The sequence below is a fragment of the Streptomyces sp. NPDC091972 genome (genome assembly GCF_044756385.1).
Lineage (GTDB): Bacteria > Actinomycetota > Actinomycetes > Streptomycetales > Streptomycetaceae > Streptomyces.
Genome location: NZ_JBIVSV010000005.1, coordinates 678,913 through 690,062, shown reverse-complemented (window position 1 = coordinate 690,062; position 11,150 = coordinate 678,913). Strand labels below are relative to the sequence as shown.

General features: G+C 70.2%; 10 protein-coding genes. 2 read left to right on the top strand and 8 right to left on the bottom strand.

The genetic code is table 11. From position 1 onward, the window contains the following. The first annotated feature begins 713 nt into the window (after positions 1-713). Complete coding sequence (trpS, locus tag ACIQJT_RS18975; RefSeq protein WP_402644757.1) at positions 714-1,775, top strand: tryptophan--tRNA ligase; 1,062 nt, start codon at positions 714-716, stop codon at positions 1,773-1,775. Positions 1,776-1,852: 77 nt separating this feature from the next. Here the strand turns inward: trpS and proC are convergent, their stop codons facing one another. From proC to ACIQJT_RS18940, 7 genes are all read right to left on the bottom strand, one after another. Further along, entirely contained in the window at positions 1,853-2,665 is an 813-nt protein-coding gene (gene proC / locus ACIQJT_RS18970; RefSeq protein ID WP_053852563.1) for a pyrroline-5-carboxylate reductase, read from the bottom strand. Between the two features lie 89 nt (positions 2,666-2,754). Beyond that, complete coding sequence (locus ACIQJT_RS18965; protein WP_402644753.1) at positions 2,755-3,537, bottom strand: ABC transporter permease; 783 nt, start codon at positions 3,535-3,537, stop codon at positions 2,755-2,757. Further along, on the bottom strand, positions 3,534-4,349 hold the full coding sequence (locus ACIQJT_RS18960) for an ABC transporter ATP-binding protein (RefSeq protein WP_402644750.1): 816 nt from the start codon (positions 4,347-4,349) through the stop codon (positions 3,534-3,536). Before ACIQJT_RS18960 ends, ACIQJT_RS18965 begins: the two co-directional genes overlap by 4 nt. Before the next feature lie 424 nt (positions 4,350-4,773). Further along, complete coding sequence (locus ACIQJT_RS18955) at positions 4,774-5,553, bottom strand: class I SAM-dependent methyltransferase (protein ID WP_402644747.1); 780 nt, start codon at positions 5,551-5,553, stop codon at positions 4,774-4,776. Positions 5,554-5,674: 121 nt separating this feature from the next. Continuing rightward, on the bottom strand, positions 5,675-6,181 hold the full coding sequence (locus ACIQJT_RS18950) for an EamA/RhaT family transporter (protein WP_402644744.1): 507 nt from the start codon (positions 6,179-6,181) through the stop codon (positions 5,675-5,677). Between the two features lie 43 nt (positions 6,182-6,224). After that, positions 6,225-6,530 carry an SH3 domain-containing protein gene (locus tag ACIQJT_RS18945; RefSeq protein ID WP_402644812.1) on the bottom strand — a complete coding sequence of 102 codons (306 nt, stop codon included), beginning with the start codon at positions 6,528-6,530 and terminating at the stop codon, positions 6,225-6,227. A gap of 47 nt (positions 6,531-6,577) precedes the next feature. Then, the gene (locus ACIQJT_RS18940) at positions 6,578-6,889 is read right to left on the bottom strand and encodes an SH3 domain-containing protein (RefSeq protein ID WP_402644742.1); all 312 of its coding nucleotides are present in this window, start codon (positions 6,887-6,889) and stop codon (positions 6,578-6,580) included. Between the two features lie 182 nt (positions 6,890-7,071). Here ACIQJT_RS18940 and ACIQJT_RS18935 point away from each other — a divergent pair, with 182 nt between their 5' ends. Then, positions 7,072-9,159 (top strand): serine/threonine-protein kinase, encoded by a 2,088-nt coding sequence (locus ACIQJT_RS18935; protein WP_402644739.1) that lies wholly within the window; start codon positions 7,072-7,074, stop codon positions 9,157-9,159. 70 nt (positions 9,160-9,229) lie between these two features. On the opposite strand, the gene ilvD is transcribed toward ACIQJT_RS18935, so the two are convergent. Beyond that, a complete protein-coding gene (gene ilvD / locus ACIQJT_RS18930; RefSeq protein ID WP_402644736.1) occupies positions 9,230-11,083 on the bottom strand; it encodes a dihydroxy-acid dehydratase in 1,854 nt (617 codons plus the stop codon). Positions 11,084-11,150: the final 67 nt, after the last annotated feature.

Below are 11,150 nucleotides of genomic sequence, written 5' to 3'. Positions count from 1 at the left end.
GGGGTATCAACATATCTGGCGTTGATTTTTGGCACGCTGTTGAGTTCTCAAGGAACGGACGCTTCCTTTGTACTCACCCTCTCGGGCTTTCCTCCAGGCGCTTCCCTTCGGTCTTGCGTTTCCGACTCTATCAGACCGTTTCCGGTTCCGATTTCCTCGGTGCTTTCCAGGTTCCCGCTTCCGCGTTTCCCTTTCCGGCGGTTCCGACTCTATCAGATCTTTTCGGGCCTGATTCCCAGTCAGAGGGGCTTGCCTTCCCGGCTGTTGGGCCGTTCCGACGAGTGAGACTTTAGCGGATTCCCGGCTCCCGAGCTAATCGGGGGCCGCCGTCCTTTCGAACGTGATTCCTCATTTCGCGAATACGCACGCCAATACAGCGACGGCAGACAGAGCGACTGTCGTCGTTAGTTGGCTGGTACCTGCGGAATGGCTGTCCGGGGACCGACCGGAGTCGGCGCTCACGTCGGACAACTCGGAGAACAGTACGTACCGGGCTGGGGAGTGTCAACTCAGGTCCGGACGGCTCCTTGCAGGCGTACGCTGGCAGGCATGACAACGCGTACGTGCACCCAGCTCTGGTGGGCCGCCTGACGGCGGCCGTAAGCACGTATGCACTCAACGGCCGCCGCCTCGGCGGCCGTTCGCGTATCCCCCTCCAGAACTCCTGGGGGTCGGCCGGCCGGGGACGGCGGTCTCGACCAGGAGGTGGAGAGATGACGCGGGTCTTCAGCGGGGTCAAGCCAACGGGGCATCTGACGCTGGGGAACTACCTGGGAGCCATGCGGCAGTGGGCCGCGGTCGACCAGCACCGGGCGGAGTCGCTGTTCTGCATCGTCGACCTGCACGCCCTGACCGTCGACCACGATCCGGCGCGGGTGCGTCGGCTGAGCCGGCAGGCGGCGACGCTGTTGCTCGCGGCGGGGCTGGATCCGGAGTTGTGCACGGTGTTCGTGCAGAGCCATGTGGACGAGCACGCGCGGTTGTCGTACGTGCTGGAGTGCGTGGCGACGGACGGCGAGATGCGGCGGATGATCCAGTACAAGGAGAAGTCGGCCCGGGAGCGGACGCGGGGCGGGAGTGTGCGGCTGTCGCTGCTCACGTATCCCGTGCTGATGGCCGCCGACATCCTGGCGTACGGGGCCGACGAGGTGCCGGTCGGGGACGACCAGGCGCAGCATGTGGAGCTGACGCGGGATCTGGCGGTGCGGTTCAACCAGCGGTACGGGTACACGTTCGTGGTGCCGCGGGCCACCGTGCCCAGTGTGGGGGCGCGGGTCATGAACCTTCAGGAGCCCTCGTCGAAGATGGGGAAGTCCGACGACTCCGGGCCGGGGATCGTCTATCTGCTCGACGAGCCCGATGTCGTGCGGAAGAAGGTCATGCGAGCTGTGACCGACAGCGGTCGGGACGTCGTGTACGACCGGGAGGCCCGGCCGGGCCTGGCGAATCTGCTGGAGATCCTCGCGTCCTGCACGGGTGGGAACCCATCGGAGCTGAGCGGTGTATATGAGTCGTACGGCGCCTTGAAGAAGGACACCGCCGAGGCCGTGGTCGAGGTCTTGAGGCCCGTGCAGGAGAGGCACAAGGAGTTGTGCGCGGATCCTGGCTATGTGGAGGGGGTGCTGCGGGATGGCGCGGAGAGAGCGCGGGCGATGGCGCGGCCGACCGTGGATGCCGCTTATCGCGCGATCGGGCTGCTGCCGGCCGCTTCGGACACGGCGGCTGGGCATAGCGGGGCGGACGACCGTGGTGCCGTCCTGAGGGCTGCTCGGTAGACGCGGGGGCGGCTTCGCTCTCGGGGTTGCCACCGAGGGGTGGTGGCTTCCTCGATGGCCGCCGCCCCCGGTCGGTGTCAGTCCTTCTTGCCGGAGGCCAGTGCGCGGCTGCGGTCGCGGGCGGCTTCGAGAGCGGCGATGAGTGCGGCCCGTACGCCGTGGTTCTCGAGTTCGCGGATGGCGTTGATGGTGGTGCCCGCGGGGGACGTGACGTTCTCGCGGAGCTTGACCGGGTGTTCGCCGCTGTCGCGGAGCATCGTGGCGGCGCCGATCGCGGACTGGACGATCAGGTCGTGGGCCTTGTCGCGGGGCAGGCCGAGCAGGATGCCGGCGTCAGTCATGGCTTCGACCAGGTAGAAGAAGTAGGCCGGTCCGGAGCCGGACAGGGCGGTGCAGGCGTCCTGCTGGGACTCGGGGACGCGGAGCGTCTTGCCGACGGCACCGAAGATCTCCTCGGTGTGGGCGAGGTGGTCGGCGGTGGCGTGGGTGCCGGCTGAGATGACGGACATGGCCTCGTCGACCAGGGCCGGGGTGTTGGTCATGACGCGGACGACCGGGGTGCCGGTGGCGAGGCGCTCCTCGAAGAAGGAGGTGGGGATGCCGGCTGCGCCGCTGATGACGAGGCGGTCGGCCGGGACGTGCGGGGCGAGTTCGTCGAGGAGGGCGCCCATGTCCTGCGGCTTGACCGTGAGGATCAGGGTGTCGGCGGTCTTGGCGGCCTCCGGGTTGCTGACCGGGGTGACTCCGTAGCGGCTGCGGAGTTCCTCGGCTCGCTCGGGGCGGCGGGCGGTGACCAGGAGGTCGGCCGGGGCCCAGCCGGCGCGGATCATTCCGCTGAGCAGGGCTTCGCCGATCTTGCCGGTGCCGAGGACTGCGACTTTCTGGCTCATGCGGTTCAGTCTGGCACCGGCCCGGGGAGTACAGGGCGGGTGTCCGGTGGGCGGGACATGGGGTCGTCGGTGGCTGCGCCTGGACGGCCCTATGCGGTCCTGCGCCTCAGTGTCGCCGCTCCCAGGCCGAGGACCAGCAGGGCGCAGCCCGCCACGATCAGGGCGTCGCGGACGAAGGTCGCTGTCATGTCGGTGTGCCTGAGGACCTCGTTCATGCCGTCGACGGCGTAGGACATGGGCAGGACGTCGGAGACGGCCTCCAGGACGGGGTGCATGTTGTCGCGCGGGGTGAAGAGGCCGCAGAGGAGGAGCTGGGGGAAGATCACGGCCGGCATGAACTGGACGGCCTGGAACTCGGAGGCCGCGAAGGCCGAGACGAACAGACCGAGGGCGGTGCCGAGCAGGGCGTCGAGGAGGGCGACCAGCAGCAGGAGCCAGGGGCTGCCGATGACGTCGAGGCCGAGGAACCAGACGGCGAGGCCGGTGGCCAGGGCGGACTGGATGATCGCGAGGGTGCCGAAGGCGAGGGCGTAGCCGGCGATGAGGTCGCCTTTGCCGAGGGGCATGGCGAGGAGGCGTTCGAGGGTGCCGGAGGTGCGTTCGCGCAGGGTGGCGATGGAGGTGACCAGGAACATCGTGATCAACGGGAAGATCCCGAGGAGGGAGGCGCCGATGCTGTCGAAGGTGCGCGGGCTGCCGTCGAAGACGTAGCGCAGCAGGAACAGCATCAGGCACGGGATCAGGATCATCATCGCGATGGTGCGCGGGTCGTGGCGGAGCTGGCGCAGGACCCGGGCCGCGGTGGCGGTGGTGCGGGAGAGGCTGAGGCCGCTGGTGGGGGCCGGGGTGAGGCTCGGCGTGGTCGTGGTCATCGCGTGTGCTCCTTGGTGCGGCTTGCCTCGACGGCCTCGTCGACCAGGTGGAGGAAGGCTTCCTCGACCGTGTCGGAGTGGGTGCGGGTGCGGAGGGCTTCGGGGGTGTCGTCGGCGAGGATCTCGCCCTGGCGCATCAGGAGGAGGCGGTGGCAGCGCTCGGCCTCGTCCATGACGTGGGAGGAGATGAGGAGGGTGGCGCCGCGGCGGGCGGCGATGTCGTGGAAGAGGTGCCAGAGGTCGCGGCGCAGGACGGGGTCGAGTCCGACGGTGGGTTCGTCGAGGACGAGGAGTTCGGGGGTGCCGAGGAGGGCGACGGCGAGGGAGACGCGGCTGCGCTGGCCGCCGGAGAGGTTGCCCGCGAGGGAGTCGGCGTGGGTGGCGAGGTCGACGTCGTCGATGGCACGGGTGACGTCGGAGTGGCGACGGTCGGCGGCGGCGCGGCCGGGGGCGAGGATCGCGGCGAAGTAGTCCAGGTTCTGGCGGACGGTCAGGTCGTCGTAGACGGAGGGGGCCTGGGTGACGTAGCCGATGCGGGTGCGCAGGGTGGGGTGGCCGGCGGGTCGGCCGAGGACGTCGAGGGTGCCGGTGACCTTGGCCTGGGTTCCGACGATCGAGCGCATCAGGGTGGACTTGCCGCAACCGGAGGGGCCGAGGAGGCCGGTGATCTGGCCGCGTGGGACGTCGAAGGCGAGGTCGCGCAGGACGGTTCGGGGGCCTCGGACGACGGTGAGGCCGTCGGCGTGGACGGCGGGGGTGGTGGGTCCTGGGTCCGTGTTGTCTATGGGTGACCCGGGCTCTTTATTCATCATGCGATGAATAATCCTCCTGGGGGTCCGAGGCGTCAAGCGGATCGGGGGCGGGGGCGCGGAGGGGCGGAGGCGCGGAGGGGGGTGGCAGGGTCGGGGTCGGGGCCCGGGAGGGCTGCATCCGGAGCTGTGCAGTGATGGGGCGGTCGGACGGCCGCCGGACAGTTAGGTGGTTAGGCGGCGGGACAGCGACCGGGGGCGGCGGCCCGCGGGGGGGACCGCGACCCGGGGAGAGTGGGCGGGGTAGCCGGTGGGTGCATCCCCGACCGGGAACGGCGGGCGGGGCTGCGGTGGGCCTGCCCGCGATCAGGAGGGGCGAGCAGGGCCGAAACCGCACGGGGCCGTCGTACGAGTGTTGGGGCATGTCCGTTCCTGCGGCTGCACTCGATGCTGGACGCAGGTGGGGTGGGCGGGCCTGTGGGGTGGGTCAGGTGTTAAGGGCTACGAGCAGTTCGACGTCGTAGGTCTCCTCGACGGTGCCGTCGGGGAAGTGCTGGAGCAGGATGCGGCGCTCCTCGGTGAGGAAGTGGGCCGTGTGTGCCTGGCCCGCGACCAGGAACAGGGAGTGGCTGCCGATGTTGGCGAGGTGGGTGTCGACGGGCACGCGGCGGCTCCAGCGGACCACTCGGTGCGTGAAGTCCAGGCGGCCGGTGGGGTCGGCCTGGGCGGCGCGGGCTCCGTTGCCGTTCACCTCGACGGCCGGGTGGGCGCCGTAGTCCTTGAAGTGCTCGGCGACCCGGGCGACCTGGCCGGCGATCCAGGGGATGTCGAGGGCGTAGGTATTCCACCACAGGGCCAGCGCGCCGCCCGGTCGCAGGACGCGGCAGGCTTCCGGGACCGCGCGGGCCGGGTCGGTCCAGTGCCAGGACTGGGCGTAGGTGAGGAGGTCGGTGGAGTCGGTGAGGAGGGGGAGGTCGTTGCCGTCGCCCCTGATGATCGGGAAGTGGGGGTGGGTGCGGCGGAACTGTTCGGCCATGCCGTCGCCGGGTTCGACCGCGAGGACCTCGGCGCCCCGGGCGTGCAGCAGCGCGGTGGCTATGCCGGTGCCGGCCCCGATGTCGGCGACCCGGGCTCCGGTGAGGGGACGGCCGGCGAGTTCCTCGATGGTGTCGAAGAGGGCAGGCGGGTAGGAGGGGCGGTTGGCGGCGTACTGGGCTGCGGCGGCGTTGAAGGAGTGGGCTCGGGCGGTGTGGAAGGAGGCGGCCATGAGGCCATGGTGGCCGTAGGGGGCGCGGGCGACGATGTGTTTTCGGTGAGAGGGCGGCCGGCGGGTGCCACGGCTGCGGGGTGCGCCGACGATGACACCGGCTGGGGCTGACCGGTGGAGCTCAGCGGCGGCGTTTCTTCTTCGCCGGGTTCCCCGTACGGCGGGCGCCGCGCTTCTCGTGCTCCCGCAGGGCGGCCTCGTACTCCTGGCGGTGCAGCTTCTCGCCCGGGGCCTCCGTGAGGGACCGGAAGAAGTAGGCGAGGAGGGACCCGACGAACCCGATGGCGAGCAGGCCGCGGAGGGAGGCCTGGCGGTCGGGGTCGAGGCGCTTGCCGAAGCCGTCCCAGGTGGTGCGGAAGGCCAGCGCGCTGCAGATCGCAAACATCACGATGACGAGGAGGGTCACGAAGCTGTCGGTGTCGGCGATCTGGAGGCCCTCGTAGGCGAAGCGGAGGACCAGGCAGGAGGCCACGGCGGCGGCGAGGGAGCCGACGGCGACGCCTGCACGGCGGAGGGCGTAGCCGTTGTCGTGGTTCACCCAGGTGGTGCCGAAGAAACGGATCGGCTCGGGGTGGGGGGTGCCGGCTGGGGAGCCCGCGGTGTCCTGGGGGCCGGGTTCGTCGCTCACGGGACGATTATGGCTCCGGGACGGGGGCGGGCTCCCTCCGGGCTCAGCCGCAGCGGGAGGCCACGTAGCCGTCACTGCCGGTTTTGACGTAGGTGTCCGAGACGAACTCGCCGTTGGCGATGTTGTCCCAGATGTTCGACGTGCCGTAGTAGCCGGACACCGTCTCACCCGGCGTTTGGCAGAAGATCGCCACCTTCGCTCCCTCCGGCAGGACACGGACGATGCCGTACTGCGTTCCGGGACCGCGTCGGACGTTCAGGCGCACGCCAGGGGCGGTGTCGTAGTAGTAGACGGCCTCGGCGTGGGCGGCGCCCACCATGAGGAAGGCGCAGGCGAGGCCCGAGAGCATGACGGATCTGCGCTTCAGGGCTGTCATGAGGTACCCCCCGGTCGGCGTCAGGAGCAGCGGTCGGCGACGTAGCCGTCGCTGCCGGTGAGCACGTAGGCGTCGGAGACGTACTGACCGTTGCTGATGTTGTCCCAGATGTTGCTGGTGCCGTACGGGCCGGACACGGATGTGCCCGGGGTCTGGCAGTAGATCGGCACCTTGGAGCCCTCGGGCAGCACCCGGATCAGGCTGTAGTTCGTGCCGGGGCCGCTGCGGACGTTGAGGCGGACTCCGGGCGCGATCGAGTAGTAGCGGACCGACGCCGTCAGGGCCGCGGTCTCCTCGACGCCCCCGGCCTCCCCCAAGTGGTCAACAGACATGAAAGTCCTCCCCCGTTGCTCCCCATGACTGCCATGGGGTCCCGTTGATTCCCCTGAATCACGCCATGAAACACATGTACGCAACTCGCACTCGGAGACTAGCAAGCCTCCTCTGTCCCGAAGGAGTCATCGACTAGGCTCCGTGCGTCGCGCGCGCGGACGATCAGCACGGGGGTGGTTCCATGGCGCCACAGAGCAACACCGGAGCGGGCGCGGAAGCGGAACTTCCTGAGTACGCCGGTCACTACCGGCTGGAGTCATTCCTCGGGTCCGGCGGGATGGGCGTCGTGCATGTCGCGCGCAGCACCTCGGGGATGAAGCTCGCGGTGAAGATCGTGCATGCCGAGTTCGCCAGGGATCCCGAGTTCAGGGGGCGTTTCCGGCAGGAGGTGGCGGCGGCGCGGAAGGTGAGCGGGGCGTTCACCGCGTCCGTCGTCGACGCCGATCCCGATGCCGAACGGCCGTGGATGGCCACGCTGTTCATCCCCGGACCCACGCTCTCCGACGAGGTGAAGCGGAACGGTCCCATGGCGCCTGCCGAGTTGCGTCGGCTGATGGCCGGGCTCGCGGAGGCGCTGCGGGACATCCATCGGGTCGGGGTGGTCCACCGGGACCTCAAGCCGAGCAACGTGCTGCTCGCCGAGGACGGGCCGAAGGTCATCGACTTCGGCATTTCCCGGCCAAAGGACAGTGAACTGCGCACCGAGACGGGGAAGTTGATCGGGACTCCCCCGTTCATGGCGCCCGAGCAGTTCCGGCGTCCCCGGGAGGTCGGGCCCGCCGCGGACGTCTTCGCGCTCGGGTCCGTGATGGTCCATGCGGCGACCGGACGCGGGCCTTTCGACTCGGACAGCCCTTACGTGGTCGCCTACCAGGTCGTGCACGACGAGCCGGACCTGACCGGCGTGCCGGCGAATCTCGCGCCGCTCATCATGCGCTGTCTCGCGAAGGAGCCCGAGGACCGGCCGACTCCGGACGAGTTGATGCGGGAACTGCGGTCGGTGGCGGCCTCGTACGACACGCAGGCGTTCATACCGGCGCAGCGCACGGGTGAGGTGCCGAGGCCCGAGCCGAAGGAGGAGGCGGCGCCCCGGAGGCGTCCGTCGAGAAAGGCGGTCCTCGCCTCCGTGGCGGTCGTCCTCGTCCTGGCCGGCGTCTTCGTCTCCCTCCAGTGGCTGGGCGACGGCGGCGGCTCCGCGGCACGGGGTGGCGACGATCCCACGGCCACGGGTTCGGCGTTCGCCGGCTGGGCGGTGAAGCCGGTGCCCAAGGCCCCGGGTGCGGCCCAATGCTCGTACGGGACGAGTCAGTTGATCTGTGCGCAGTCCGGCACGGTGTTCGCCCTCGATCCGTCCGACGGCACCCTGCTGTGGCGGCACGCCGTCGCCGAGTCGAAGCAGAGCAGTCCACCGGTCGTCGGGGGCGGTCTCGTACAGCCGATGGTGGACGAAGAGCGCCTGGAGGCTCTCGATCCCGCCTCGGGCAAGGCGCGTTGGCGGCGGGTCCTGCCCGCGCACAACGCCATGCAGGTCGCGGGGGGAACGCTCCTGCTGACCCTCCTCGACGGGTCGGTCACCGGCGTGGACGCCACGACGGGCGACACCAGGTGGAGCATACGGATACCGGGGCAGCCGATGCCGGCCTTCGTCTCGTTCGCCGGGGACCCGTTGGCGTACACGACGAACGTCTCCGACGACGCCTCGAGCACCCGGGTCACCGCGGTGGATCCGGCCACCGGGGCCGTCCGCTGGGACAGACGGCTGAGCGGAAACCTGACTCCCGTCGGCTCGCACGACGGATCCGTCTTCTTCCTCTCCACGAACAACCTGTACGGCGACACGGACGCCGTCGTCCGCTACACCCCGGCGTCCAGGGCGACGCACCGGGTGAAGCTCCCGGTGGCCCGTCCCGACGCCCAGGCCGCGGTGTACGGGAACGTGGTCTACGTACTGGCGATGAGCGGGGCCCTGGACGCCGTGGACACGGAGGCGGGCAAGCGCCTGTGGAACCTGGAGACGTCCGTGAGCCGTGGTTCCGTCCCGGTCGCCGACGGCCGCCACGTGTACTTCACCGCCGCCGACGGACGGCTGCTCGCCGTCGACGCCGGCAAGGGATCGCTCGTCGGGCAGACCCCGGCGCGCCTCGGCTCGAACTCGGGCACGATCGCGGGCGCGCTGCCCCGGCCCGTCCTCGCCGCCCACCACGTCTACGCCACCGCCCCCGACGGCACCGTCTTCGCCGTGGACGCCCGCAAGCCTTCGGGCTGGTGACGCACGGGCCGGTGACGTGAGCGTGCCGAAGGGGCGGGTCCCCGAAGGGACGGCCCCCGGCAGACGAGGCTCAGCCCAGCTTCGACACGTCCCGCACCGCGCCCTTGTCCGCGCTGGTGGCCATCGCGGCGTAGGCCCGCAGTGCCGCCGACACCTTGCGCTCACGGTTCTTCGGGGCGTACACGCCGCCCAGAGCCGCCTCGCGGCGCGCGAGTTCGGCGTCGTCGACCAGGAGCTCGATCGTGCGGCCCGGGATGTCGATGCGGATGCGGTCGCCGTCCTCGACGAGGGCGATGGTGCCGCCCGCCGCCGCCTCCGGGGACGCGTGTCCGATGGACAGGCCGGAGGTGCCGCCGGAGAAGCGGCCGTCGGTGACCAGGGCGCAGGCCTTGCCGAGGCCGCGGCCCTTCAGGTACGAGGTCGGGTAGAGCATCTCCTGCATGCCGGGGCCGCCCTTGGGACCCTCGTAGCGGATGACGACGACGTCGCCCTCCTTGACCTGCTGGGTGAGGATCTTCTGGACGGCCTCCTCCTGCGACTCGCAGACGACCGCGGGACCCTCGAACGTCCAGATCGACTCGTCGACGCCGGCCGTCTTCACGACACAGCCGTCGACCGCGAGGTTGCCCTTGAGGACCGCCAGGCCGCCGTCCTTGGAGTAGGCGTGCTCGACGCTGCGGATGCAACCCTCGGCGGCGTCCTCGTCCAGGGAGTCCCAGCGCTCCGACTGGGAGAAGGCCTCGGCGGAACGGACGCAGCCGGGAGCCGCGTGCCACAGTTCGAGGGCCTTCGGGGAGGGCGAACCGCCGCGCACGTCCCAGGTCTTGAGCCAGTCCGCGAGGGAGGGGCTGTGGACCGAGTGCACGTCCTCGTTGAGCAGGCCCGCGCGGTGCAGTTCGCCGAGGAGGGCGGGGATGCCGCCGGCGCGGTGCACGTCCTCCATGTAGTACGTGCGGTTCTTCGCCACGTTCGGGGCGACCTTCGCGAGGCAGGGGACGCGGCGGGAGACCGCGTCGATCTCGGCCAGGCCGAAGGGGACGCCGGCCTCCTGGGCGGCCGCCAGCAGGTGCAGGATCGTGTTGGTGGAGCCGCCCATGGCGATGTCGAGGGCCATGGCGTTCTCGAACGCGGCGAAGGAGGCGACGCTGCGCGGCAGGACCGTCTCGTCGTCCTGCTCGTAGTAGCGGCGGGTGATGTCCATGACCGTCTCGGCCGCGTCGACGTAGAGCTGTTTGCGGGCCGTGTGGGTGGCGAGGGTCGAGCCGTTGCCGGGGAGCGAGAGGCCGATGGCCTCCGTCAGGCAGTTCATCGAGTTGGCCGTGAACATGCCGGAGCAGCTGCCGCAGGTCGGACAGGCGTTCTCCTCGATGCGGAGCATGTCCTCGTCGGAGATCTTCTCGTTCACCGCGTCGGACATCGCGTCGACCAGGTCGAGGGTGCGGACCGTGCCGTCGACGAGGGTCGCGCGGCCGGACTCCATCGGGCCGCCGGAGACGAAGACCGTGGGGATGTTGAGCCGCAGCGCGGCGTTGAGCATGCCCGGGGTGATCTTGTCGCAGTTGGAGATGCAGATCAGGGCGTCGGCGCAGTGGGCCTCGACCATGTACTCGACGGAGTCCGCGATCAGGTCGCGGGAGGGGAGGCTGTAGAGCATCCCGCCGTGTCCCATCGCGATGCCGTCGTCGACGGCGATGGTGTTGAACTCCCGCGGGATGCCGCCCGCCGCCACGATCGCCTCGGAGACGATCCGGCCGACCGGCTGGAGGTGGGTGTGGCCCGGCACGAACTCCGTGAAGGAGTTCGCGACCGCGATGATCGGCTTGCGGCCGATGTCCGCACCGGGTACACCGGAGGCGCGCATAAGGGCGCGGGCGCCCGCCATGTTGCGGCCGTGGGTGACTGTGCGGGACCTCAGCTCGGGCATCGTCGCTCGCTCCTTCAGACAGTTCTGGCTGCTATTGAGCGTACGCCGGTCATCCAGGGGGCGGGAC